The following is a 25,920-nucleotide window of genomic DNA, read 5'->3' on the forward strand; positions in this document are numbered from 1 at the left end:
ACTAAAACGGGTCTATTTACACCTTTACTGCGGTAGATTCACTTACACGTTCCTGAACTTCTTTTATATGATAGTCTTGGTAAAGATGTAACCTGGCTAAAACTTTCTCAGTACTGAATGTGATCAAATTGAAAACGATGTAATAGATCTTAAATCCACTATATGGTTTACCGTTACCCATTGGGACTGATGCTATTGCTTCATCAATTATCTGTTTTGCTTCTGGTGTAAGATCGTTGTCATAGTCTCCAAACTTCCCAGCAATGCGTAGGAATGGTGTATTGTCGTAATCTCGTGCTTTATTTGCCATGATAAATATCCTTATAGATGATGATTATAATTTGAAGGGGCATACACTCACAATGTATGCCCTTTTTATTACTTGCGTTTACTTCTGTTATTGCAATTTTCTTGATGGGTATACCATCTTAGATTTGAATAGTGATTATTGCCTTTATCTCTATCTCTGTGATCTACTTCTAAACCTTCAGTAGTTCGATCTCCTAGGAATGTAAAAGCTACAATGCGATGAACATATATAGAACCATATGCTAAGTTATATCTTTGATAACCTATCTTTAAACTATTAGGTTTTAAGATTCTACCTTTTCCGATAGTGCTATATACATCCCCATATTCGGAAACAAGATAGCGGTTATCTTTTGGGAAGACTTCCCACTCATAGCCTGTGATTACTGATAGTTCATTACATTTAGCTTCTAATTGGTATTGATTTAGTCTCATCGAATATTCCATTTCAAAAATGTACTAACAATCCGTGTTAGTACGGTGAGCGTACTTTTGCTAAAGTGAAGTACTAAACCTATAACTTACTTTATTTCCCTAGTATTCCGTACTGGTTAATCAAGTAATGTACTGCTGAACTTTGATTCTTTGCTTTTCCATCTTTTATTAATTTTTCAAGTAATTCAATTTGGCTTTCACTTAGTCTAAGACTAATACGAGCATCTTTCTTTTCTGTCATACATTTTTTCCTTTTTTAAGTGCAAAGAATCGCCCCAATGTCACGAGGGGCTTTTCTCTGGAGATATTTTGTTGTTGGGCTATACTTCTTATTATATCCGATCTAAAACGTCTATCCCAAAAATCTGTGCTTTATATACTTTTATTTATCATTTTAAATTCAAAACATGCCCAAAATGAGTAGATTAGGAAATAGCCTTTCAATTATCCCAGATACCATTATCGTAGTTCCTAATAATAGTACTACTGTAATTACTAACCACTCCATAATCATCTCTATTTCTTTTATAAAAGTACTTATGTACTTCTATAGTAAGCTTGGCTCAATACCTCATCGTAGTGTGCTTGCATCCACTTAGATATATTGCTACTAGCATCTGTTAGTTCTAGATAATTTTTAAGTATAGCGTAGTCTTCCATTCTAATTGCACTTGGTATCTCAAGTGTTATTTCTTTATCTGTTGCCTCAATAGAAAAAGATGACGTTACATACATATCTACATCATCTTTCTTCTTAATATAGATTGTTATCACATTTTCTAGTGCCTTAGTACAGTACACCACATGCTTTTGTTCAGTTCCTATATAATTCAGTTCAAACACATAAATTGTCTCAGGAATATCATAGCGAGCACACGTTATAGTGCTGACAGTTTTATTTAATAAAGTATATATTTTCTGTCGCAACTCTATATTACCTTGGTCTTGAATTGCTTCTAAATCTTTTATTATTGATACGTCAGGCTCTTCAACATTCCCCTCTAAGTTTATGATTTTCTCTTCTAATGTACGCAGTTCATTTCGACGATTAGTGATCACACGCGAAAGTAACACAATAAGGTCATCGTCAGCTTTAACTAATTCTTTTTGTGCATCCTCAATTTTTCCATTAATGATTGCTGCCTGTATTTTTAATTCGTTTAATTCATGTGCATCACGACTACTTTCTTTCTGTAATGATGCCCAATCAACATTCCGTATGTGTTCGAGTAATACCTTTTCAGCTTCTTTATATCTAATCAGTTTTGCTGTGTCACATTTTGTAGTTTTGGAACGTTCTGCTATGCATCGTAAGTAAGATTGTGAAGAGGTCATGGTCTGACAAACCATTCCATTTCCACAGAATTTACATTTTGCTATGCCATTGAAAAGCGAACGCATCATTGTTCCTGATTTTTTACGCTGTCTTGCTCTGCCATTAAGTAAAGTTTGTACCTGGTTAAACAAAACTGGATCAACAACTTCAGGATAGTGACGCTCATCACCAAGAAATCCAATTAGTCGTTTATTTCGTAATAGATGATAAAACTTGTTTGTACTCCAGCCTGTTGAGTTGATGAATATTTTTTGTTTGTTAAGTTTGTTGATTATTGAGGTTGCCCCATGTCCTTCAACATATAGTTTAAAGGCATCGTTTATAATTTTGATTTTCTGCTCATCAAGGATGTAGCTTTGCTTGTCATCATGAAGAATTAGCCATTCTGGTGTGTTGTTGTTGATGGCTATCCCCTGCTCTAGGGATTTACGTTTTCTGTTCGCCCAAGAGCGTTTACTGATGTTGCTTTTACGTTTTGACTCTGAATATGCACGAGAGATTGATACAGATAGCTTTGTAAGAGAACCATCTATTTTCTTACTAAAAATTGTTCCTGTTTCAACTTCTAGAATATCAATACCTCGCAGTATGAGATTGTTGAACTCTTGCATTGATAGATATTCAGGCATCCTAGTAAAACGATCGACATTCTCTATTAGTAATAGACCACTTATAATTTCTCGATCTAGAACCTTCTGACGAAATTTTCCTAACTCACCTTTCGTGAAGTTGTTGCCGTGGTAGGCAGATCTTCCCACGTCTTCGATTACTTCGTAGTTTTCGCGGTCAATGTCGTATCCAAGCTCATCAGGTACTTTGTAACTCGTGATGAATGCCTTAACTGTATCTTGTTGGCGTTGGAGGCCGTAACCATCAATCTGTATTAGTGTAGAAACTCGACAGTACAGCCACGCTTTCACATGTGGTTTGACGCCTTTTAAATCGCCGTCTATAGATTGAATCACAGCCATTTTTTTCATCTCTGGAGTAAAATCATGCCTCAGAATAACATGTATTTTTATGCCACGCTGGAAGAAGCCATTGATGCCGCACGGGAAGAATTTCTTGCTGACAACCCCGGAATCGATGCAGATGAAGCAAATGTGCAACAGTTCAATGTCCAGAAATACATTCTGCAAGATGGCGACATTATGTGGCAGGTTGAGTTTTTTGCTGATGAAGGCGAAGAAGGTGAATGTCTGCCAATGTTCAGCGGTGAAGCTGCACAAAGCGTCTTTGACGGCGATTATGATGAAATTGAAATCCGCCAGGAATGGCAAGATGAAAATACGCTGCATGAATGGGACGAAGGCGAATTTCAGCTTGAGCCGCCTCTGGATACTGAAGAAGGACGCGCTGCCGCCGATGAATGGGATGAGCGTTAATTACTCATATGGCCCATGTTGAATATCAATAGGCAGCAGTAAGGTATCAAAGACGAGGGAGAACGGCAGATCGAGGATCGCAACATAGCGCCATGCGGAGTCACGAACATCCCATTGCACTCCGGGATAATATTGGTTGCCATGCCCCTGCCCCGGTAAAGTGCGGCTAATGATGCTGCCACAGCCACTCAGTAAGGTAACCATGATGCCTACCACAATGAAACGCATTTGATACCTCTTTCCTAAAAAAATACCGGCATTACGCCGGTATTTTTATTGGCTCGTTGTTTTTGCCGGATGCAGCGTGAACGCCTTATCCGACCTACAAAATCTTGCAAATTCAATATATTGCAGGAACGATGTAGGCCTGATAAGCGTAGCGCATCAGGCAACTACGTTTTTATTGCGAAGCCGCATCCGGGTTACGCAATGCCTGTGGATTCAGCTTTATCCCTTCATAGTAACTCACCCATGAAGAATATTTCTCCGGAGAGTTCCATACGCGGAAATGCAAACGTGCCATCGTTACCGGATCGCTCAAAAGCACCAGACGACGATCGCGGTTCAGCTTCTCTGGCGTCTCGTTCAGCGCCTGTTCAACGTGGCGGTCACGGGCGATTTCCAGCACCTTACTGGCGCGGTGACGCGCGGTCGCCATTGCCGTTGCCAGGGCGTTAAACGACGGGTTAAATACCGCGTGCATAAAGCCATCGTCGAGAGAACGTTGACGGTTCATCTCAAGGAAACGATCGGTATCTACCAGCACCTGCGGCGGTGAATACTCTTCCGGGATCAGGAACAGTTTCCAGCGTTTCGCACGCAGCCCCACGGTCGCACGACTGGAGATCACCGAAACAAACGGTGACAGGATCAGTGAGAAGACAATCGGCGCCAGCCAGAACAGGAATCTCAGGTCCAGCCATGCCATGCCAACCGCCCACACAAGACCCAGTAACAGTTGCGAACCGTGACGTTTAAACGCTTCTCCCCAGGAAGTGGAGTCATCATCACGTTGCGGTGAATTCCACACCACCTCCCAGCCGAGGAAGGCACTGACCACGAATACCGTATGAAACAGCATGCGCACCGGCGCCAGCAGTACGGAGAACAGCACTTCCAGCAGCAGCGACAAGGTGACGCGCCAGAAGCCACCATACTCTTTAGTCCCTTTGCACCAGATGAGCAAAATACTCAATAATTTTGGCAGGAACAGCAGCACCATTGTTGAGGCAAACAGTGCAATCGCAAGTTCAGGACGCCATTGCGGCCACACAGGAAACAACTGCCGTGGTTGCAGGAAGTATTGCGGTTCGGTCAACGCATGCACTACCTGTAATGCGGTCGAGAGCGCGAGGAACATAAACCACAGCGGCGCAGAGAGATAAGACATTACCCCCGTCAGGAACACCGCACGGTGTACCGGGTGCATCCCTTTGACCAGGAACAGGCGGAAGTTCATCAGGTTGCCGTGACACCAGCGACGGTCACGCTTTAGCTCGTCCAGCAAGTTTGGTGGCAACTCTTCATAAGAGCCCGGGAGATCGTACGCAATCCATACTCCCCAACCTGCACGGCGCATCAGTGCCGCTTCTACAAAGTCGTGCGACAGGATTGAACCGGCAAAAGAGCCTTCACCCGGCAACGGCGCCAGCGCGCAGTGCTCGATAAAGGGTTTCACGCGGATAATCGCGTTATGCCCCCAATAGTGCGACTCGCCAAGTTGCCAGAAGTGCAGACCGGCAGTGAACAATGGCCCATAAACACGGGTCGCAAACTGCTGGCAGCGCGCGTACAGCGTATCCATACCAGATGCTTTCGGCGAAGACTGGATAATCCCGGCGTTCGGGTTGGCTTCCATCAGGCGCACCAGGCCGCACAAGCAATCACCGGTCATCACTGAATCGGCATCCAGCACCACCATGTAGCTGTACTGACTGCCCCAGCGACGGCAGAAGTCATCGATATTACCGCTTTTACGCTTTACACGACGGCGGCGGCGGCGATAGAAAATCTGCCCTTCGCCGCCGACTTCAGCGATAAGCTCCATCCAGGCTTTTTGCTCTGCGACGCAGATATCCGGGTTGTAACTATCACTCAGAATGTAGACATCAAAGTGTTTAGCATTGCCGGTGGCTTTTACCGATTCCCACGTTGCGCGCAAGCCTGCAAAGACGCGATTCACGTCTTCATTACAGATGGGCATGATCAATGCCGTACGATGCTCCGGGTTTAGCGGTTCATCGCCAACGGTCGACGCAGAAATACTGTATTTATCGCGACCAATGAGCAGTTGCAGGAACCCCATCAACGCGGTCCAGAAACCGGCAGACACCCAGCAGAAAAGAACAGCAAAGAGGATCAGAATGCCGGTTTGCAGCATATAAGGCAGGAGCTGCATAAAGGAAACCCACAGATCCTGATCGACCATATCAACCGGATTAATAAACGCCCACCCCTGGTACGGAAGAATCGTCTTCATGTACCAGGTGGCGACAACGGTTTGCGCCAGTGTCAGGATAAGCAGGATATAACGACGGATTGTCCCGACGGTACGCCATTTTTGCTCGCTTTCCTGTTCTTCTTTGGTCAACCGAGCCAGATAGCGCGGTGTCACATCGCGCCCGCGCAGACGATCCCAGAATCGCCCTACCGGGTTAGTTCGCCACGGGTCGGGAAACATAGAGGAACGTTTTGCTTTCGGCATGGCCTGCAGCTGATCGCGTCCTTCGTCGTCTTTAATTAACTGCCCATCAGCCAGCGAATCCGGCCAGGCTTGTTCAAGACGCGCCTTCACCGACCCTTGCGGGGAGTCATCCTCCCGCGCCCAGGTGCGGTGTTCGGCATCCAGCGCCTGATGAACGGCGCGGATATCGGTCTTCGGCAATGCCGCTTTCTCACTGGCGGAGATGGGCATTGCGTCAATGTACTCAGTTGTTTTATTCATTGGCAGGTAACTGGTAGCTCCAGGTTTCACTCAACGTCTGATCGGCATTCACCAGCGCAGCACGCATTTCAGTGGTTTTCTTGGCATCTTTCACTTTCACGCGCATTACCAGACGCCAGCCTTTGGTGACCGGGTTATAACGCACTGTACTCTCTACAATCTCACCATTATCGCCAATACTGGTTTGTGCGGTGACTGGCGTATCCGCTGGCAGTTTTTTCATTTCTGCACCAGTAAAATCGACCACAAAGGCGATAGTACCGTCAGGTTGACGAATCAGGTTTGATTGTTTCACATCCCCCGTTGAACGACGCGTCTGCTGTACCCAGGCGTTATCTGGCGCATGCAATTTGTCTTCGTCCCGGCTGAAGGTGATGGTGTATTTAAAGTTCATCTCTTTACCCGGTTCCGGCAGCTGGTCCGGCGTCCAGTAAGCGACGATGTTATCGTTAGTTTCATCGTTGGTCGGGATTTCTACCAACTCAACGCTACCTTTGCCCCACTCCCCTTTCGGTGTTACCCAGGCGCTTGGACGCAGATCGTAACGGTCGTCGAGATCTTCAAAACGAGAGAAGTTGCGGCCACGCTGTAACAGACCAAACCCTTGTGGATTCTCCATAGAGAAGCTGCTAACCGCCAGATGTTTCGGGTTATTCAGCGGACGCCAGATCCACTCGCCGTTACCGGCATGGATAGACAAGCCGTTTGAGTCGTGCAATTCCGGACGATAGTTATTCGCCGGAGACGGCTGGTTCGGTCCGAACAGGAACATACTGGTTAGCGGCGCAACACCCAGTTTGCCGACTTTGTCGCGCAGATAAATTTTAGACTGCACATCAACAACCGTGTCACGTCCTGGCATAACCACAAACTTGTAAGCGCCTGTCGCTCGCGGTGAGTCAAGCAATGCATAAATGGTTAAACGTTTATCAGTCGGTTTTGGACGCTCGATCCAAAACTCTTTAAAGCGCGGAAATTCTTCACCGGATGGCAACGCGGTATCAATTGCCAGGCCGCGGGCAGAAAGGCCATAAACCTGACCTGCACCAATCACGCGGAAATAGCTGGCCCCGAGCATGCTGACGATTTCATCGTTTTTATCTTTGCTGTTGATCGGGTAAAGCACTTTAAAACCGGCAAAACCAAGGTCTTTTACCGTGTCTTTGTCATGCTGAACATCGCCGAATGTAAAATAATCCGGACTGTATTTGATTCTTTTTACTGCCGTTGCAGTAACTTCATTGATTTTGACCGGTGTGTCGAAGTACATACCCTGATGGTAGAACTCGAGCTTGAATGGGGTCTTCAGATTGTTCCAGTAAGCTTTGTCATGATTAAACTGGATCTGCTGATAGTCCGCGTATTTCATGTCGCGGAAAACGGAGGGCAAGTTGCTTTTAGGCGTCTCATAGCCTTTTCCGGCTAAGGATTGAGCTTGCTTTGCAACATCGTCAATGCTGAACGCCCAGCTTGAAGAGGTATACAGGGTTAACATTACTGCAGCACTCAACCAACGCATTTTCATCATTTGTAGTTTATGTTTCATAATAAGTAAGCACTTCCCCCTTTGTGTGCTTATATCGATCCGATCTATTTTAATGGATAACCAGCCATTACGACAACAGAATCCCGGTGTTATTCAGCATGCTGGCTCATGGATTAAGCACTTGATTGCGGCCGTTTTCACTTTCCGTGCTTCTCCTAAAGACAGAAGCAGCGAGTTCGTGTAGGGTTTGCCAGCAAATTTATTTATCAACAGTCTTACAGACGCTTCCATTTTGGTTAGTGGTAGTGACTATGCCGCGCAAAAACACCCGTGAAGCCTGTGCCAGATGCGGTCAGGTCGATGTTGTTATGGCAAAAGCCTAAAGGCATTACCCGGCAGGGATAAGACGAAAAATCCGAGATTAGTTAATCATATATGAATCCAGTACCCGCGCAGCGTGAATATTTCCTCGACTCCATCCGCGCCTGGTTGATGTTGTTAGGGATCCCTTTTCATATTTCTTTAATCTATTCAAGCCACACCTGGCATGTGAATAGCGCAGAACCATCCTGGTGGCTGACACTTTTTAACGATTTCATCCACTCGTTCCGCATGCAGGTATTTTTCGTTATTTCTGGTTATTTTTCCTACATGCTTTTTTTGCGCTACCCATTGAAAAAATGGTGGAAAGTTCGCGTCGAACGTGTGGGGATCCCGATGTTAACGGCCATTCCTCTGCTGACCTTGCCGCAATTCATTATGCTGCAGTATGTCAAAGGCAAAGCAGAAAGCTGGCCTGGCCTGTCATTATATGACAAATATAATACACTGGCCTGGGAATTAATTTCGCACCTGTGGTTTTTACTGGTATTGGTGGTCATGACGACACTTTGCATATGGATATTTAAGCGCATCAAAGATAATTTAGATAATTCCGATAACAAAAATAAAAAATTCTCAATGGCTAAACTATCGGTGATCTTCTTATGCCTCGGCATCGGCTATGCGGCAATAAGAAGAACGCTCTTTATCGTTTATCCGCCTATTTTAAGCGATGGCATGTTCAATTTTATTTTCATGCAGACGCTGTTTTATATGCCGTTTTTTATCCTTGGCGCATTAGCTTTTATTTTCCCTAATCTTAAAGCCTTGTTTACCACACCTTCTCGTGGTTGCACACTCGCTGCAGCAATGGCATTTGTCGCATATTTGCTCAATCAACGTTACGGTAGCGGCGATGCCTGGATGTATGAAACCGAGTCGGTGATCACGATGGTACTCGGCTTGTGGATGGTGAATGTGGTTTTCTCCTTTGGTCACCGTTTGCTCAATTTTCAGTCGGCGCGGGTGACCTATTTTGTAAACGCATCGCTGTTTATCTACCTGGTTCACCACCCGTTAACGCTGTTTTTCGGCGCATACATCACCCCGCATATCACCTCAAATTGGCTTGGTTTTCTCTGCGGTCTGATATTTGTGATAGGGATTGCGATAATTCTGTATGAAATTCATTTACGCATTCCGTTGTTGAAGTTTTTGTTCTCCGGAAAACCGGCCATTAAGCGCGAGAATGATAAAGCACCAGCCCGCTGAGCCACGCTTACAATAACCATTCAACGGGTAATATTGACGCCAGTCTGACCAAAACCCGCTTCCAGAAACTGGTTGCGGGTTCTTTTTTGAGAATAATTTCTTCCTTCCCGTGGCGATCGACCCAGTTAATCCGCCCCCACCGATCCAAACGCAACTGCCAGGCCGCATCATACTGACTCTGAATAAAGCGTTTATCGATCAGTTGCGCCAGCGTTTTGCTCTCTATTACCAGGCCCATTTCAGTGTTGAGCAATGTTGAGCGCGGGTCGAAATTGAATGAACCAATAAATACAGTTTTGCCATCGACACTGAAGGTCTTGGCATGCAGACTGGCACCGGAATTCCCGGTTATTCCGCGGTCGTGCAGTGTACCGGGTTGTTCCTGCGTCGGCTTCAGCTCATAGAGTTCCACGCCATAACGGAGCAATTTTTTGCGCCAGCGTGCGTAGCCAGCATGCACCACAGCGACATCATTGGCGGCAAGTGAGTTGGTTAAGATTGCTATCTTTACCCCTTTTCTTACCATTCGTAACAGTTGCGCTACACCTGCACGCGTCGGCACAAAATAGGAAGAGATAATATCAATCCGCTCGCCGGGTGACCCCATGATATCGAACAGACGCTGCGGCAGAAGGGAATGGCGTTTTGCTTTGCCCTCCCCTTTCGCAGGATCATCACTTAATAAACGCGTTTTTGCCCAAATAAGCGGTAACGCCCCCTCAACGAGTTGATTCATAAAAGGGCTTGATTCCAGTTTATGCAAATAGCGATGCGTGATGCTGTCATTATGCCAGGATGCGGGTAGCTCAATACGATCAGCCATTTCACCTTCTGGCACATCCAGAACATGCTGCAAGGGTGAAACTGATTTGCAATACCAGTAGCGGGCGAAATCATCAGCGACGTCCTCAACAACCGGCCCCATTGCCATCACATCTAAATCTGAAAAAAGCGGTTCTTCTCCTGCTCCAAAATATGCATCGCCGATGTTTCTCCCCCCCACCAGCGTCACCACGCCATCGACGGTAAAACTCTTATTGTGCATACGTCGATTGAGACGGGAAAAATCGGTGATATAGCCAAGCGGACGCAATAAGCGAAATGAGAAAGGATTGAAAAGTCGAACTTCAATCCGCGGATGACTATCGAGCAAGCGTAAAATGTCATCAAGTCCGGGTGTATTGTTGTCATCAAGCAACAAACGAACGCGAACGCCACGCTTCGCGGCGGCTAACAGAGCGGAAAACAGTAACCGCCCCGACATATCGTCCTGCCAGATGTAATACTGAACATCCAGCGTATGTTCCGCCATTTCTGCCAGGCGATAACGTGCGGCAAACGCATCCAGACCTTTATCAAGGGGGAAAATGCCGCACAGTCCTGGATGTTGCGAACACAAGGGCAACACCGCGCTCGCCAGCCGGGGCAAATCATTCATCTCCTTGTTGGGTAAGGAGTCTTTCGTAGAGATGGGCGTTTTCTTCATCATAACAGACAAAGTATACCTGCTCGGGTAAAGCGTGACGGGTAATAAATTCCGAAACGGTTTTTACTGCTATTTCAGCCGCTGCAGCGCGTGGGTATCCATAAACACCAGTACTAATGGCAGGGAAAGCTACCGATGTATAACTGTTCGCCGCCACCAGTCGCAGACTATTGAGATAGGCATCCTGTAATAGCTGATCTTCATTTTGTTCTCCGCCGCGCCACACTGGTCCAACAGTATGTACAACAGCTTTGGCGGGGAGATCGCCTGCGAGGGTAATTACTGCGTGTCCCGTAGGGCAGTCGCCCTGTTGTTGTCTGACTTTTAAACAGGCATCCAGCAGCGCCGGACCGGCAGCGCGATGTATAGCGCCATCGACGCCGCCTCCCCCCATCAACGATGGATTTGCCGCATTAACAATCACATCAACGGCCAGTTTGGTAATATCGCCCTGTACAACATGAATACGCGATTTCATAACGCCTCCTTACACCATCTTGTTTCTTAAGTGTACAGCAGGGTTTTTAGAGAAATCGCATTTTTCTTGTCGGCGACGTGAGTGGTTCAGAAACTTAGTTATATTCGATATTCATCACAGCCAGCTTTTTCTGCTCATCAAGATACTGCACTTTTACTGAGGCAATTTGCGCATTTTTGACTTTGCCGCTCATTAGCTCTTTGCTGGAATACGTTTTGCTCTGTACAGGACCATTTTGCATACAGGTCATTTCAACTGGCGCTTGTAGGGAGCTCACGTCACACGCCGGTTCCACGATTTGACCATAAAAATGAATCACGCCACCTTGCGCATTACTTTCCGCTGTTGCAAAGAAAGGAAAAACCAGGCTGCCAAGCATAAGGGAGTTTAATAACGGTCTGAACATCTCTTCTATTTCCTCAATGATTAATCATCCTTGAGGGTGTGTTATCCATGCTTTCAGGTGGTCGATTCGTATCAGACCATTCTCTTCCGGCTCATTTTATGCTCAACTATCAATACATTAAGACTTTCCTGAAGAGGGCGGCCATTGTTGTGATAAATGAAGTGACTGTCCATCAGAAACAGTAACAACTATTTTCACCCGATCGTCCGGGGAAATATTTAAACTCAACTTCGTCAAGGCAATGGGTTGATTAGCGGGTAATGAAAGGGTCTTTTCTTGCTTCGTCTGACTTTGTCCCGAACTGCCTTCACGCAGAGATAATATTTGCACCCGGCACAAGCATGATTGCGTCAGAGTAACCTCAGGAATAATGGTGTACATGTCACCTTGTTGGGTTGTATTAAAGGTTATCTGGCTGGAAAGCGCCGCGAGAAGTAATAACGCGTTCATACTATTCTCCCGAAAAAAAACAGGGCTTGCGCCCTGTTTCTGTAATACAAATTCTGTATTAGTACTGATGAGCGGTCGCGTTGTTACCAAAGCCAACCTGAGTTACGTTGACACTGGAGTTAGATGCAGTCTGGTCAACTGCTGCACCGTTGCCGCCACCGAACTGTTTAACAGTCATTTCAGAGTTTTTACCGTTCCACTGATCCAGTGTCGCGCTGTTACCAAAGCCACGTTGGGTCAGTTCAATTGAGCTGTCATCAGAACCTTGTCCCACATCTGCGCCGTTACCGCCGCCGTGCTGGGTAATTGTCAGATCAGAGTTGCGGGCATCAGCCTGCAATGCAACAGCAGAGTTACCGCCACCGTATTGGTAAATATTCAGTTCTGAATTCGGGCCGCTGTTATTACCGCCACCACCGTGGTTGCCGCCGCCACCGCCGTACTGAGGAATAGAACCTGCCAGAGCGCTACCGGAGAATACGATTGCTGCAATTGCTGCTACTTTTAAAAGTTTCATGTAAAACCCCCATCGGATTGATTTAAAAGTCGAATGGAAATTAACGCTGTGTTACGCGAATAGCCATTTGCGACTGTCTCTGCACTACAATTGCCGTTTTTTGAGTACCATGCTGCGTAATATTTGCTTTATTACCAGAACCTTTCTGGATAATCATTGCAGTATTACCATATGCGCCCTGCGAAATACTGGCATCGTTGGCATTGCCCGCCTGATCAATATACGCAAGGTTATAATCTCCTGTCTGGTCAATCTTTGCCCGGTTGTTATTACCATCTTGCGAAACAACCGACAAAAGTTTAGAGCCTCCCTGCCGTAACTGTGCACTATTATTAGCACCAGCTTGACCAATTATGGCTGCCTGATTAAATGAAGACTTACTCAATTCATTTACCGCAAAGTTATACTCTGAATTAGCTAAATCATAACCTGCCGCGGCTGCAATCCCAGGCGCACCCAGTACTGTTAACATCATAAATAACAATCTGTTTTTCATGTTGTCACCCTGGACCTGGTCGTACATTTAAGAAATTTAAATCATTTCAACTTGGTTGTTAACGCAAACCGTTTTTTGTTAACGCTGCGTTACGATGGAAAGTATGTCTGCGGAAATATTTTTAATAACTCACCCGCGCGTTGTATTTTTCTTTTTTTACTCATGCCAAAGTATTAAAACTCGCGTAAATACGCTGTTATTTACGCAAAAATTATTTTGTTTACTTTTAAACCGTCGTTTTTTGACCACGAAAATTCGACAAACTATCTCTCCTCATGATTCACGAAGATTCTGTCGATATGTTTGCCTGACAAGCCGTCACAAACATCGTTTTTTTGCAGCCAAAAATTGTCCATGAAGAGAATCTGAAAATGCAGACAATTTTAGCGCAACAAAAGGACCAGAGATAAATAAATTTTATAAAAACAATCATGTAGTTACGCGTATTTGTATGACTTTTCAAAATTGTGCAATAAAAGCCATATGTACAACTTTTCTATCATTACCAAACTTAACAACCCCTTAATGTTAACAAATTTAATTACCAGATTACATTTTGTTACATGTTTAACACTTGATTTAAGATTTGTAATGGCTAGATTGAAATCAGATGTAATCCATTAGTTTTATTTTTTACCCATTTAGGGTTGATTTATTACTACACACAGCAGTGCAACATCTGTCAGTACTTCTGGTGCCTTTATTGAATAAAGGCAGCTGTCAGGTGTGCGATTAATAAAAAGAGCGGGGTTTCATCATGTTTAATGAAGTCCATAGTATTCATGGTCATACATTACTGTTAATCACTAAACCTTCCTTGCAAGCGACTGCGTTATTGCAGCATTTAAAACAATCGCTGGCAATCACAGGAAAACTACATAACATTCAACGTTCTCTGGACGATATATCTTCTGGCTGCATTATTCTGTTGGATATGATGGAAGCAGATAAAAAACTCATCCATTACTGGCAGGATACATTAAGCAGAAAACACAACAACATCAAAACACTGTTGTTAAATACTCCAGACGATTACCCGTACCGCGACATTGAAAACTGGCCTCATATCAACGGTGTTTTTTACGCCCTGGAGGATCAAGAACGCGTCATCAATGGGTTGCAAGGCGTCTTACGCGGGGAATGCTACTTTACGCAAAAACTTGCCAGCTATCTGATTACACATTCAGGTAACTATCGTTATAACAGCACGGAATCTGCCCTCCTTACTCATAGGGAAAAAGAGATCCTTAATAAACTGCGTATCGGCGCCTCCAATAACGAGATTGCTCGTTCGCTGTTCATCAGCGAAAATACGGTTAAAACGCATCTTTATAATCTTTTCAAGAAGATAGCAGTCAAAAACCGGACTCAAGCAGTCTCATGGGCAAACGATAACCTCAGGCGATAAAGCCATGAAACGTTATTTATGCTGGATTGTAGCAGCGAATATTTTCTTCGCTGCGGGGAATGTTCACGCCGTAGAGGTAGAAGTACCGGGATTGTTAACTGACCATACTGTTTCATCCATTGGACATGATTTTTATCGTGCCTTTAGTGATAAATGGGAAAGTAGCTATACCGGGAACTTGACGATTAATGAAAGGCCCAGTGCACGATGGGGAAGCTGGATCACCATAACGGTAAATCAGGACGTTATTTTCCAGACTTTTTTATTCCCATTGAAAAGAGACTTCGAGAAAACTGTTGTCTTTGCACTGGCACAAACTGAAGAAGCACTGAACCGTCGACAGATTAGTCAGGCTTTACTGAGTACGGGCGATTTAGCGCCTGATGAATTTTAAATTAAATTGTCCGGAGGCTGCAATGCGTGTCAAACATGCAGTAATTCTACTCATGCTAATTTCGCCAATAAGTTGGGCCGGGAATATGACCTTCCAGTTCCGCAATCCTAATTTTGGTGGCAACCCCAATAATGGCGCTTTTTTACTAAACAGCGCCCAGGCACAGAACTCGTATAAAGATCCAAGCTATGATGATGACTTTGGTATTGAAACGCCCTCGGCGTTAGATAACTTCACCCAGGCCATTCAGTCACAAATATTAGGTGGGCTGCTGACAAATATTAATACGGGTCAGCCAGGACGAATGGTGACTAACGAATATATCGTCGATATTGCCAACCGGGATGGTCAGCTGCAACTGAACGTAACCGATCGTAAAACGGGTCAAACGTCCACGATTCAGGTTTCGGGATTACAAAATAACTCAACCGATTTTTAAGCCCCAGCTTTGTAAGGAAAATAATATGCAGCGCTTATTTGTTTTGGTTGCAGTCATGTTGCTGAGTGGATGCTTAACAGCACCACCAAAAGAAGCCGCCAAGCCGACATTAATGCCTCGAGCTCAAAGCTACAAAGATTTAACCCATTTGCCTTCGCCAACGGGCAAAATCTTTGTCTCGGTATACAACATCCAGGATGAAACTGGACAATTTAAACCCTATCCGGCGAGTAACTTCTCCACCGCAGTTCCGCAAAGCGCGACCGCCATGTTGGTCACCGCATTGAAAGATTCGCGTTGGTTTGTACCACTGGAGCGTCAGGGCCTACAAAACTTACTGAACGAACGTAAGATTATTCGTGCGGCACAAGAAAACGGCACTGTTGCGCTCAATAACCGGATCCCGCTACAGTCGCTGACGGCAGCCAATATCATGGTTGAAGGGTCGATTATTGGTTATGAAAGTAATGTGAAATCGGGCGGTGCCGGGGCGAGATACTTCGGTATTGGCGCCGATACGCAGTACCAACTTGACCAAATCGCGGTGAACTTGCGTGTCGTTAATGTCAGCACCGGTGAAATCCTGTCATCAGTGAACACCAGTAAGACCATTCTTTCCTATGAAGTCCAGGCCGGCGTCTTCCGCTTTATCGACTACCAGCGGTTACTGGAAGGGGAAGTAGGATATACCTCGAACGAACCCGTTATGCTATGCCTGATGTCGGCGATTGAAACCGGTGTTATCTTCCTGATTAATGATGGTATCGACCGCGGTCTGTGGGATTTGCAGAATAAAGCAGATCTGCAGAATGACATTCTGGTGAAATACCGCCATCTGTCAGTACCGCCGGAATCCTGATCCATAAAAAAGCCGGAGTATTAATCCGGCCTTTACGTATTCAATATAAAGCGTGATTCTCTCACGCTTTATTTTTTACTTGTTGCTCATGGTTAGCGGTCTTGGCACTGCGCGCCGCCAACCAAAGCCCACTGTTTTTCATCGCGTAACCAAACACCAGCCCAAGCGCCAGAGATGGCAATACCAGTTTCCAGTTTCCCTGCGCGGCAAACGTCGCACACGCACCGATAAATGTACCCGGAACAAATGACAGCAATAGCTGTTTGGCCTGAATACACATCAGGAAAGCGACAATGCCAGTCATGACATAGCCAACTATTTCCAGATGGGGTGCCAGCGCACTACCGTAAATAATGACCATTGCCCACACCACACCGCTAAGCAGCGTTGCAGCTGAGATCGCCAACCCTTTCAGGCCGCCTTGCGGACAGGCAAAGTAGGCCGTGCAGCCAAGGAAACCCGCCCAGCTGAGTAAACCAAGGGAAACGGCCACCCATCCCCAGATACCGGAGAGAATGCCCGTTGTGATTGCAATAGAGAGAAGTATGTTCATGCCGCGAATGATAGCAGAAAACGCGGCCATGAATGAGATCGAGCACACATTTTATGCAACGTAGAGTTTGATGTTGCATTCACTAGTGATCACAATCACACTTATTCTTCTTTTTCTTCCTCAAGTTCATCCCACATTGCGCCGATAGCATCGCGGGTCAGTGGTGCCATAGTGCGCCAGAACGGCGTGGTTGCATGGGCCTCAATTTTACCGAGAAATGCGCCACACCACGGCAACAGATACTCGCTGAACAACGTTTCCAGTGCTTCGCTTTCATCTTCCGTTGACTGATCTTCCAGCCAGGAAGCCGCAAGCAGTAACGTGCCGATGTGATCGGCTGGCGTATCTGCTAACGGCATCCCGCGTTCTGAAAGAAAAGCACGCACTTCCGCTTCCGTCGCGCCCTCAACCCAGGCACTGCGGTAAGGCGGTACTGCACATTCATCGCCGATAAACAGCGCATTGTAATCAGCAGATACTTGCGCCATATCACAACTTTTCTGCAAGCGTGCCAGCAACTCATCCTGCTCCAGAGGCCAGCTCGCCGCCAATTTTCCCTCACGAATCAGGGTAAACAGCGGAACCAGTAAAGGGTCCTGCGGTTGGCGGTAATAAAGTGACCCCAGTACACGACACAGGATAGAAAACTCGTTCATTTATTTATTTCCATAAAAGCAATTAAAGTTCAGCAAATTCCGCAATCGGCGCCATACCGCGGGATTCCAGGAAGTTGAGTAAACGGCGCGGTGAAACATTCAAAATGCGTTCTTCTGGAAAATCAACCGCGTCAAGAATTTTACGACACTCTTCAAAATCACCCATAGTAAACGCGGTATGAGAATCCGAGCCTAATGCCACCCAACCGCCAGCATCGCGCACCGCAGCGGCAACTGCACGGCAGTTATCTTCACTGCCTTTGCGCGAGTGTAGGAAGGACGAATTATTGATTTCCAGCGCTACCTGGTGTTTCGCGGCTGCTTCCGCAACTGCTTTGAAATCAATGGAATATTTCGGATTGCCCGGATGGCTTATTATGTGCACATTGCCGCTGGCGATAGTCGCGATCATCGCTTGCGTATTGGTCGCTTCATCATGTGGTGCAAAAACCGGTTCATGAAAACCAGCAATGATTAAATCCAGCGACTCAAACATTTTGCCGCTACAGTCAATTTCACCGTCAACATTTTTAATGTTGGCTTCAATGCCGCGCAGGATCCCTACCCCATCAACCACTCGTGGCCAAATACGCATATTAATGAAATGCCAGTGATGCGGCGCATCTTCCATATCCGGGCCGTGATCGGTAATTGCAAAAAGCTTGATTCCCTTCTGTTTAGCCTGGGCAATGTAGTCACTTAATGTGCTGTATGCATGCGTGCTGGCAACGGTATGCATATGTAGGTCGACGGGATACATAACTCTCTCCTGTATTCAATTCTTGCCAAGGATAGCAGGAATCCTGGCGCTTTATTAGTAGCCTCGAACTCGGTCGACTTGCCCGCTGACGGCCTCACCTCTTTCTAGCTGGGAAATGGTGCGCGAAATATACTCCACTGCTTCGACGGGGCGAGTAATAGCTGCCACATGTGGCGTTATCGTGACGCGTGGATGTTGCCAGAGCGGGCTTTCCGGCGGTAAAGGTTCACGATTAAAAACATCCAGCATGGCTCCTTTAATCTTGCCACTTTCCAGCGCCGCGAGCAGATCATCTTCCACCACATGGACGCCACGCGCCAGATTGAGAAGATACGCGCCATCCGGTAATTGATTGAATAATTGTTGATTAATAATGCCGACCGTTTCGGGCGTATTCGGTAACAGATTAATCAGTACCCGGCATTGACTCAGAAATGCCTTCAGCTCTTCGCCTCCAGCAAAGCTTTGTACATCTGGCCAGGATTTACGACTGCGACTCCAGCAACGCAGCGGAAAGCGCCATGTTTGTAGACTCTGTGCGACTTTACTGCCCAACACGCCAGCGCCCAGGATGCCAATTGTAAAATCTTCCCGATGATATTCAGGCAGCGGTTGCCAGTGTGAAGCATTTTGCTGGATTCGATAATCGTCAAAACGTCGGAACCAATGTAGCACCTGGCTGACAGCATATTCCTGCATTTGCTCGCCCATACCGGTATCTTCCAGGCGGACAAGCGGAATGGAGGGTTTAAGCATTTCAGGGTGTGCCTGTAGTTTACTCAATATAGAATCCACACCGGCGCCTAGTGCAAACACAGCTTTAAGATCGCGTCCTGCCAGCATTTCAACTGGAGGATGCCAGACTAACGCATAATCCGCGCCCTGGTTATCTCCGTTTTTCCAGGCTCTGACCCTGGCATGAGGTATCGCTTTACTCAGCGCCTCAATCCACCATTTTGAGTCAAAGGTTGGGTGATAAAAGATGATATCCATATTGGCTCCCGAAAAGAGTTGAGCGGAATTTATTCGCGCTTATTGTTATGATCTGCAAGGAACATCAGAATAGCAAATCTGCTGTCGGTGGCAAAAAAAGCAAAACTTGCTTATTAAAGCCGCAAACTGATTGAAGTTTGAATAAACGCACTTTTTTTTAAAAAAGTTTGTTGACCCGAGGCGACTATTTCCCTAAATTAGCGCCCGTTCCAGCAAGACAGGAACAACAATTTGGTGAGGTGTCCGAGTGGCTGAAGGAGCACGCCTGGAAAGTGTGTATACGGCAACGTATCCGGGGTTCGAATCCCCGCCTCACCGCCATATTTTAAGAAGAGCTCGTACGAAAGTACGGGCTTTTTTTTCGCATGTTGCACAGCCCGGCGGGGATGAGAAGCCCGGACCCGGGTTCGACAACTGGCGACAGCCAGTTGGACAGACCGTGAACGCAGTGAACGGGCTGCCCGCAGGGCGAGCGAAGCGAGTCAATCCCCGCCTCACCGCCATATCTTAAGAAGAGCTCGTACGAAAGTACGGGCTTTTTTTTCGCATGTTGCACAGCCTGGCGGGGATGAGAAGCCGGGACCCGGGTTCGACAACTGGCGAAAGCCAGTTGGACAGACCGTGAACGCAGTGAACGGGCTGCCCGCAGGGCGACGAGGAATTTCCCAACATAGTCTCCTGTTGCGTTCAGAAAGGATGAGGTAAGTGATACCTTGTTTTGTAAAATCATTTTTGCATTAGATAATACCGAAATATTATTTATTATTTACCAAGGCAAAAGCTGAATATAAATGTACAAAGTGATTCAATTCTAACTATTGCGGGTAAATGGATGGGAGTATCCTTTAATAACAGACAGCATGACTATGCTCTTCTGAAGCGAGCACAAGACAAAAGAGTTTCCGATATTGCTTTAGGAACTCTTGATACAAAAGATCCTGATGCTGATACTCACCTGCTTCTTGTTGAAGCAAAATAAATCTTAACTCTTACGAAACAGGTTGGCATTCAGGCACTCCAGACTCGCATATGTTCATGATCTACAAACAAAGACTCAAGATGTCATATCTGCGATGAATTCTACATATTCTAAAATGGAGGATAAAGCATGAACTTAACTGAAATTTCAAAAGAAATTGAAAAATTAAAATACCATATAAGTATCCTTGGTGACATAATCGATTATCATAATCATCCCGTGGAGTCATTAACTATTTCAATGGATTGGAATGAAAGAAACATTAATCGTACACATGATATATTTGAAAAATACGATGAAAAATTAAGCAACAATGAAAAATTAAAATGGTATGAATTTGAAAACGACTTAAAAGATGAACTCGATATTGAATACCAAATGGTAAAACAAGTTATTCTTGCTTTTTACAAAAACCATCAGTGGACAGATGTTTGTTATCAATATGCGCTGAGTTTTGGCCCTAACATACCTGCCGAGTTTTACCAAATTATTCGCCACAATAACTGATTGTTTATCTGGTAGTAGGCTAAATCTATTACCAGATAAATGCATTTGTTCATAATCATTTATTTATCAACTAATCTAATGCACAAACTGATATGGAATTGATTCGGGCGATGAGGTAGTAAATTATATACGATATTAATAATAATCTTATGCATTAATATCAATTAGTATAGTTCCCATAGTAAATCAATTTAAGGATAGAACCATGTATAATACAAAGCGGATTGCCTGGCGTGCATATAAAAAAGGGTATCATACAGGGGAGAGTATAAAATGGTTTTCATATTTTCACTCAATTCTTACTGGAGCCTGCTTTACCTTTTTTATTGGGCTTTTTAGTGTCCCCCCTGTTAATATCTCCAATAGTTTTCCGCTGTGGTGGGCTACGTTAGGTTTCGCAATATCAACATTACTGAACACAGGCTTCTCATTATTTTACATATTCGCAAGTGGCGAAAGGGAATTCATTTTTGAACTACACTCATATAGTAAAGTCGGTAACTTATTGATTATTACCTCATTAGCACTACCAGTAATTTCATTTATCATGTTACTTTTTTATTACTCCACACATATTGGCGTAATTATTTTATTTGTCACGGCCATCATTTTATTGATAATAAAAAGAATGTTTTCAGAGATAAAATCAACGAAGGATAAAATAGAAAAGAAAAAGTTATTGTCAATTGAAAACGAAAAGTTTGCTGATTACGATACAATATGTGAACATTATGACTTTCCAATTTTCACACCAGAAGAACAAACCCAGAGAAATATTGAGTTTTATTTCCTTATCAAAATAAATAAAATTATTAAAAATTTTCAAGACAGCAACCCTCAAATCGACAACATGGATAATATTGATTTTTTTAATAGCGAACTGCTCAACATTCTTCATGAAATGTATAACAGCAGAAATTTCCACCCGGGAATTTTATCAAAAAAAACAAAGGAATTGATTTTATTAACCATGACCGACAACAATGAATTAAACAAGGAAAAAATCGCAGAAGAGCTGACAAAACTGAATGAATATATTGAGAACAGACTTTATAATTTAAAATAGCTATCCTGCATTGCAACTAAACCGGCTGTAGGTAGTTTTAGATAAATTTGCACTCCGGGCCATACACATCAAAAACAAAGCCCGGTTAGCCCGGGCTCTGTGCTTGTAATACGCTTAACTATAGGCATGTAGCGTACGTTGGCAAAGTGCCGAACGTACGCAATCATTTTTGCCGAACCGGACGATCCCGACCATTTCATCTTCTTCGAAACGTTCCAGCGCGTCACTTAATCCGGAGCGCACGCCGCGAGGCAGATCGCATTGCGTGATATCACCATTGACGATAACCGTTACGTTTTCCCCGAGGCGGGTTAAAAACATTTTCATTTGCGCGGCAGTCACATTCTGCGCCTCGTCAAGAATGACAACTGCATTTTCAAAGGTACGTCCACGCATATAGGCGAACGGCGCGATTTCCACCTTCCCTATTTCCGGTCGCAGGCAATACTGCATAAAGGAAGCCCCCAGGCGCCGGACCAGCACGTCATAGACCGGACGAAAATAGGGAGCAAACTTTTCTGCGATATCCCCAGGTAAGAAGCCAAGATCTTCATCGGCTTGCAAAACTGGACGGGTGACGATGATCCTGTCGACATCCTTATGTATCAGGGCCTCTGCCGCTTTTGCCGCACTGATCCAGGTTTTACCGCACCCGGCTTCGCCCGTAGCGAATATCAGCTGCTTACTCTCAATAGCCTTCAGATAGTGCAATTGCGCTTCATTTCGCGCCACGATTGGCGAAGTATCGCGACTGTCGCGGGCCATACCAATGGCTTCTACGCCGCTCATCTGCACAAGCGAGGTGACCGATTCTTCTTCACGCTGTTTATGGCTGCGTGAATCCCGTCTCAGCACACGTTTTGCTTCGCGACGAGCTTTGATCACTGCTTTTTGTCTTCCCATGGAGAGCACCTTGAGTTGTTTGTATTCATCACACGCGCCGTTGGCAGCGCGATTATGCGCACGAACATCAGAGGGTTGGCTTCCTTGTAAGCCATAGTTTGCTTTTGGAAATAACACCGAAAACGGCTACGCACACCATTTACGGCGTCGGTAACACGAGAAAAGGGAGGAAGTGAGTAAAAATACAGAGTGACGAAGTTGCTACCGGAGGAGAAATCTCCGCGTTTGGTCGAGCGTTGATTGTCAAACACATGTCCAGTGCAGGACGTTACCATCCGCGATCTCCATAGTGACTGACTATCACTGCCGGGAACTACCGCTGTTACATAATAAGTACAACAGTTTTCGCATTCATTGCAACAATATATTTACTTATATTTAACTATAAAGCACCATTTCAGTGACATTAGTTTCTACTGGAAAGATGACAGAGTGATGACAGTGATGAAAAAAGCTGTGTGCTTTCAGCAGGATTCGCTTCAGGCATCTGCGCACGAACGCCGGATGCGGCGTAAACGCCTTATCCGACCTACCGAGCCAGCACCGATTGTAGGCCTGATAAGATGCGCCAGCATCGCATCAGGCATGGTGCGCCGATTGCCGGATGCGGCGTAAACGCCTTATCCGCCTAAAAACATTAAACCTGCAATAGCGCCCTTCCCAGATAATCGTTCGCGTCCTTCACTCCCGGCAGCGCAAAAAAATAACCGCCGCCGATAGGTTTAACGTATTCCTCCAGCGCTTCGCCATTGAGCCTTTTTTGTACTGTCAGGAAGCCCTTTTCCAGATCGTGTTGGTAGCAGACAAACAATAACCCCATATCCAGTTGCCCGGAGTTGGTGACGCCCAGTGAATAACTGTAGCCACGACGCAGCATCAGGCTGGATTCGCTCTCCGCCGTGCGGGGATTCGCCAGACGAATATGGCTGTCCAGCGCAATCACCTTCCCTTCCGGATCGCTGGCGTAATCCGGCACATCGTGCTCATGCTTCATCCCCAGCGGCGCACCGGTTTGCTTATCACGACCAAAAATCGTCTGCTGTTCTTTCAGCGGCGTTCTGTCCCAAAACTCCACTCGAAACTGAATCAAGCGCACCGCCTGGTAGCTGCCGCCGATAGCCCACGCAGGTTCCTGCTGATCTGCCGTGACCCACACCACTTTTTGCATCAACTTATCATTCTGGCTATCGGGATTGGCGGTGCCGTCTTTAAAGCCCAGCAAATTTATCGGCGTCTCTTTACCTTTACTACGCGCTGCGTGATCGGAAATAAACCCTTCCCGCTTCCAGCGCACGCTGAGCAAATCCGGCGTGTGTTTGATGATATCGCGCAGCGCATGGATCACCGTGTCCTGGGTGTTGGCGCAAATTTGTAGCAACACATCACCATGACATAACGCCGCATCCAGCGAGTCGTTGGGGAAACGCGTCATCTTCTGCAACTTTTTCGGCATCTGCGGCGCAAGCCCAAACCGTTCGTCAAACAATGAGTGGCCCACCGATAACGTGATGGTGAGATTATCGGGCGCAATGTAGTCGCCAAGAATGCCGGAATCGAGTGGTGGCAGGCGCGGATTTGGCGTTTCTGGTGCCGCTCCGCCCTGAGTCAGAAACGCAAAACGCTGAGTCAACAAGCGAAACAGCCGTTCAAGATCGGCTTTATCACTGGCAAGCACATCAAACGCCACCAGCATCATTGCGGCCTGTTGTGGCGTCAGGATCCCTGCCTGATGCTCACCATAAAACGGCTGTTTCTCATTACGTGCATCCGGTGAAAGCGTACCCGGCGCACTTTGCGTTTTTTGTGCATGAGCGACCGGACAACTTCCCGCCAGCGCCAGTGCACCAATCCCTTTCAGTAAACGTCGGCGTGACGGTTCATTCACACCGTTTTCATCTTCATACTGCATAACGCTTAGTCCAGCCCCAGCACACCGCGAAGTTGCGCCAGATCTTCCGCCAGCGCAGTAATCGGCCCTTTCAGTGCATTCCGGTCGGCATCGGTCAGTTTGTCGTAGGTTTCAAAACCGTCTTTGGTACGGTATTTCGCCAGAATGGTATCGACCTTTTTGAAGTTAGCATCGACTTTTGCCAGCAGCTCCGGGTTGGCTTTTTGTAGTTGTGGACGCAGCAGATCGACAATTTTCTGCGAGCCTTCAACGTTAGCCTGGAAATCCCACAGATCGGTGTGGCTATAGCGATCTTCTTCACCGCTGATTTTGCTGGCTGCCACTTCCTCAATCAGTCCGGCTGCGCCGCCGACCACTTTTGAAGGTGGGAAAGCCAGTTCACTGATGCGTTTTTGCAAATCGACCACATCGGTATAAAGCTGGTCAGCGTACTGATCCATTCCTTTGGTGGTGTTGTCGCCAAACAATGCTTTTTCCAGACGGTGGAAACCAGTGAATTTCGGATCGGCGGCTTTTTGCTCGTAATCATCTTCACGGGCGTCAATGCTGCCATCCAGATCGGAGAACAGTTCAGCAATCGGTTCGATGCGCTCATAGTGCTGGCGCGTTGGCGCATACAGTGCTTTCGCTTTTTCGATATCGCCTGCTTTAATAGCGTCGGTAAAGGCTTTAGTGTCGGTCACCAGCTGCGTGGTTTCCGCCATGACATACGCTTTATATGCAGTAATTGCACCACCAAGACTTAACAGCGCATCACTTTGCGCCGCATCCGCCGTTGCCTCGCCTTTGACGATCAACTTCCCTTTCGGGTTAGTCAGCAGGCCGCAGGTCATATCGTATTCGCCAGGCTGTAAATTCGCCGTCATTTTCTGGCTGAAGCCAGGGGCGATATTTTCCCGCTCTTCCACTACCATCACGCCTTTAAGGATCTCCCACTCCAGCGCCTTCTGGCTGTGGTTCTGAATGATAAATTGTGTTTTCCCGGCGTTAACCGTAATGGTCATCGGTTCGCACTGCTTATCCGTCACGGTCACTTTGACCTGCGGTACATCAGCGGCGTTAGCCATAAAAGCAGAAGAAAACAGCGCAGCCACGCTCAACTGCAATGCGTTACGGCGGAAGTTAATGGTCATGACGAGACTATCCCTTTAAAGTATGTTGTAACTAAGCAAG

The 25,920-nt window shown here is 46.0% G+C and carries 28 protein-coding genes and 1 tRNA gene; 9 read left to right on the forward strand and 20 right to left on the reverse strand.

The window, feature by feature from the left end; genetic code table 11:
• Positions 1-16: 16 nt before the first annotated feature.
• The 4 genes from D9597_RS07980 to D9597_RS07990 all read right to left on the reverse strand — a co-directional run bounded on the left by D9597_RS07980 (position 17) and on the right by D9597_RS07990 (position 3,051).
• Positions 17-310, reverse strand: a complete 294-nt coding sequence (locus D9597_RS07980; RefSeq protein WP_130222064.1) for a hypothetical protein — start codon at positions 308-310, stop codon at positions 17-19.
• A gap of 68 nt (positions 311-378) precedes the next feature.
• On the reverse strand, positions 379-744 hold the full coding sequence (locus D9597_RS07985) for an HNH endonuclease signature motif containing protein (protein WP_165383536.1): 366 nt from the start codon (positions 742-744) through the stop codon (positions 379-381).
• A 91-nt stretch (positions 745-835) separates the two neighbouring features.
• Complete coding sequence (locus D9597_RS23095; RefSeq protein WP_165383537.1) at positions 836-985, reverse strand: hypothetical protein; 150 nt, start codon at positions 983-985, stop codon at positions 836-838.
• Between the two features lie 296 nt (positions 986-1,281).
• Complete coding sequence (locus D9597_RS07990; RefSeq protein ID WP_165383538.1) at positions 1,282-3,051, reverse strand: recombinase family protein; 1,770 nt, start codon at positions 3,049-3,051, stop codon at positions 1,282-1,284.
• A gap of 39 nt (positions 3,052-3,090) precedes the next feature.
• Between D9597_RS07990 and D9597_RS07995 the strand changes: the two genes are divergently transcribed.
• Positions 3,091-3,465 (forward strand): MysB family protein, encoded by a 375-nt coding sequence (locus tag D9597_RS07995; RefSeq protein WP_130222254.1) that lies wholly within the window; start codon positions 3,091-3,093, stop codon positions 3,463-3,465.
• On the opposite strand, the gene D9597_RS08000 is transcribed toward D9597_RS07995, so the two are convergent.
• From D9597_RS08000 to mdoG, 3 genes are all read right to left on the reverse strand, one after another.
• A complete protein-coding gene (locus D9597_RS08000; RefSeq protein ID WP_130222067.1) occupies positions 3,466-3,693 on the reverse strand; it encodes a YceK/YidQ family lipoprotein in 228 nt (75 codons plus the stop codon).
• Positions 3,694-3,865: 172 nt separating this feature from the next.
• Positions 3,866-6,409: a glucans biosynthesis glucosyltransferase MdoH gene (gene mdoH, locus D9597_RS08005; protein ID WP_130222068.1), complete on the reverse strand. Its 2,544-nt coding sequence runs from the start codon at positions 6,407-6,409 to the stop codon at positions 3,866-3,868.
• Positions 6,402-7,937 (reverse strand): glucans biosynthesis protein MdoG, encoded by a 1,536-nt coding sequence (mdoG, locus tag D9597_RS08010; RefSeq protein ID WP_130222255.1) that lies wholly within the window; start codon positions 7,935-7,937, stop codon positions 6,402-6,404. Before mdoG ends, mdoH begins: the two co-directional genes overlap by 8 nt.
• 393 nt (positions 7,938-8,330) lie before the next feature.
• Between mdoG and mdoC the strand changes: the two genes are divergently transcribed.
• Positions 8,331-9,488 carry a glucans biosynthesis protein MdoC gene (mdoC, locus tag D9597_RS08015; protein ID WP_130222069.1) on the forward strand — a complete coding sequence of 386 codons (1,158 nt, stop codon included), beginning with the start codon at positions 8,331-8,333 and terminating at the stop codon, positions 9,486-9,488.
• 7 nt (positions 9,489-9,495) lie between these two features.
• Here the strand turns inward: mdoC and clsC are convergent, their stop codons facing one another.
• The 6 genes from clsC to csgB form a co-directional block, all read right to left on the reverse strand.
• Entirely contained in the window at positions 9,496-10,977 is a 1,482-nt protein-coding gene (gene clsC / locus D9597_RS08020; RefSeq protein ID WP_130222070.1) for a cardiolipin synthase ClsC, read from the reverse strand.
• Positions 10,919-11,452, reverse strand: coding sequence for an O-acetyl-ADP-ribose deacetylase (ymdB, locus tag D9597_RS08025; RefSeq protein ID WP_064528503.1), 534 nt, complete (start codon positions 11,450-11,452; stop codon positions 10,919-10,921). The genes clsC and ymdB overlap by 59 nt, the downstream gene beginning before the upstream one ends.
• A 94-nt stretch (positions 11,453-11,546) precedes the next feature.
• Positions 11,547-11,858, reverse strand: a complete 312-nt coding sequence (locus tag D9597_RS08030) for a type 1 fimbrial protein (protein ID WP_130205471.1) — start codon at positions 11,856-11,858, stop codon at positions 11,547-11,549.
• A 117-nt stretch (positions 11,859-11,975) separates the two neighbouring features.
• Positions 11,976-12,308, reverse strand: coding sequence for a curli assembly chaperone CsgC (gene csgC / locus D9597_RS08035; RefSeq protein ID WP_000992819.1), 333 nt, complete (start codon positions 12,306-12,308; stop codon positions 11,976-11,978).
• Positions 12,309-12,366: 58 nt separating this feature from the next.
• Positions 12,367-12,825 carry a curli major subunit CsgA gene (gene csgA, locus D9597_RS08040; protein ID WP_000771421.1) on the reverse strand — a complete coding sequence of 153 codons (459 nt, stop codon included), beginning with the start codon at positions 12,823-12,825 and terminating at the stop codon, positions 12,367-12,369.
• 40 nt (positions 12,826-12,865) lie between these two features.
• On the reverse strand, positions 12,866-13,321 hold the full coding sequence (gene csgB, locus D9597_RS08045) for a curli minor subunit CsgB (RefSeq protein ID WP_130215852.1): 456 nt from the start codon (positions 13,319-13,321) through the stop codon (positions 12,866-12,868).
• A 757-nt stretch (positions 13,322-14,078) separates the two neighbouring features.
• On the opposite strand from csgB, the gene csgD reads away from it, so the two are divergent.
• From csgD to csgG, 4 genes are read left to right on the forward strand one after another with little or no spacing between them, the layout of a single operon-like run.
• Positions 14,079-14,729 (forward strand): biofilm master transcriptional regulator CsgD, encoded by a 651-nt coding sequence (csgD, locus tag D9597_RS08050; protein WP_064528493.1) that lies wholly within the window; start codon positions 14,079-14,081, stop codon positions 14,727-14,729.
• A gap of 4 nt (positions 14,730-14,733) precedes the next feature.
• Positions 14,734-15,123, forward strand: coding sequence for a curli production assembly/transport protein CsgE (gene csgE / locus D9597_RS08055; protein ID WP_130205465.1), 390 nt, complete (start codon positions 14,734-14,736; stop codon positions 15,121-15,123).
• Between the two features lie 22 nt (positions 15,124-15,145).
• Entirely contained in the window at positions 15,146-15,562 is a 417-nt protein-coding gene (csgF, locus tag D9597_RS08060) for a curli production assembly/transport protein CsgF (protein WP_064528489.1), read from the forward strand.
• Positions 15,563-15,587: 25 nt separating this feature from the next.
• Positions 15,588-16,421 (forward strand): curli production assembly/transport protein CsgG, encoded by an 834-nt coding sequence (csgG, locus tag D9597_RS08065; RefSeq protein WP_130205462.1) that lies wholly within the window; start codon positions 15,588-15,590, stop codon positions 16,419-16,421.
• A 61-nt stretch (positions 16,422-16,482) separates the two neighbouring features.
• On the opposite strand, the gene D9597_RS08070 is transcribed toward csgG, so the two are convergent.
• From D9597_RS08070 to ghrA, 4 genes are all read right to left on the reverse strand, one after another.
• Positions 16,483-16,974 (reverse strand): DUF1097 domain-containing protein, encoded by a 492-nt coding sequence (locus tag D9597_RS08070; protein WP_130205460.1) that lies wholly within the window; start codon positions 16,972-16,974, stop codon positions 16,483-16,485.
• 101 nt (positions 16,975-17,075) lie between these two features.
• Positions 17,076-17,630 (reverse strand): molecular chaperone YcdY, encoded by a 555-nt coding sequence (ycdY, locus tag D9597_RS08075; RefSeq protein ID WP_130205458.1) that lies wholly within the window; start codon positions 17,628-17,630, stop codon positions 17,076-17,078.
• 22 nt (positions 17,631-17,652) lie between these two features.
• Entirely contained in the window at positions 17,653-18,390 is a 738-nt protein-coding gene (gene ycdX, locus D9597_RS08080; RefSeq protein ID WP_130205456.1) for a zinc-binding phosphatase, read from the reverse strand.
• 54 nt (positions 18,391-18,444) lie between these two features.
• On the reverse strand, positions 18,445-19,383 hold the full coding sequence (gene ghrA / locus D9597_RS08085) for a glyoxylate/hydroxypyruvate reductase GhrA (protein ID WP_130222071.1): 939 nt from the start codon (positions 19,381-19,383) through the stop codon (positions 18,445-18,447).
• Between the two features lie 233 nt (positions 19,384-19,616).
• On the opposite strand from ghrA, the gene D9597_RS08090 reads away from it, so the two are divergent.
• From D9597_RS08090 to D9597_RS08100, 3 genes are all read left to right on the forward strand, one after another.
• Positions 19,617-19,704: transfer RNA gene (locus D9597_RS08090), tRNA-Ser, on the forward strand.
• 787 nt (positions 19,705-20,491) lie between these two features.
• Positions 20,492-20,869 carry a DUF1878 family protein gene (locus D9597_RS08095; RefSeq protein ID WP_130215847.1) on the forward strand — a complete coding sequence of 126 codons (378 nt, stop codon included), beginning with the start codon at positions 20,492-20,494 and terminating at the stop codon, positions 20,867-20,869.
• Positions 20,870-21,074: 205 nt separating this feature from the next.
• The gene (locus D9597_RS08100; RefSeq protein WP_130222072.1) at positions 21,075-21,935 is read left to right on the forward strand and encodes a hypothetical protein; all 861 of its coding nucleotides are present in this window, start codon (positions 21,075-21,077) and stop codon (positions 21,933-21,935) included.
• Between the two features lie 114 nt (positions 21,936-22,049).
• Here D9597_RS08100 and phoH read toward each other — a convergent pair whose 3' ends face one another.
• From phoH to efeO, 3 genes are all read right to left on the reverse strand, one after another.
• Positions 22,050-22,838, reverse strand: coding sequence for a phosphate starvation-inducible protein PhoH (gene phoH / locus D9597_RS08105; protein WP_167850467.1), 789 nt, complete (start codon positions 22,836-22,838; stop codon positions 22,050-22,052).
• A 637-nt stretch (positions 22,839-23,475) separates the two neighbouring features.
• Positions 23,476-24,747, reverse strand: a complete 1,272-nt coding sequence (gene efeB, locus D9597_RS08110) for an iron uptake transporter deferrochelatase/peroxidase subunit (RefSeq protein ID WP_130222073.1) — start codon at positions 24,745-24,747, stop codon at positions 23,476-23,478.
• Between the two features lie 5 nt (positions 24,748-24,752).
• Entirely contained in the window at positions 24,753-25,880 is a 1,128-nt protein-coding gene (gene efeO / locus D9597_RS08115) for an iron uptake system protein EfeO (protein WP_000154396.1), read from the reverse strand.
• Between the last annotated feature and the right edge of the window lie 40 nt (positions 25,881-25,920).

It is taken from the genome of Escherichia sp. E13S3 (genome assembly GCF_004212325.1).
Lineage (GTDB): Bacteria > Pseudomonadota > Gammaproteobacteria > Enterobacterales > Enterobacteriaceae > Escherichia.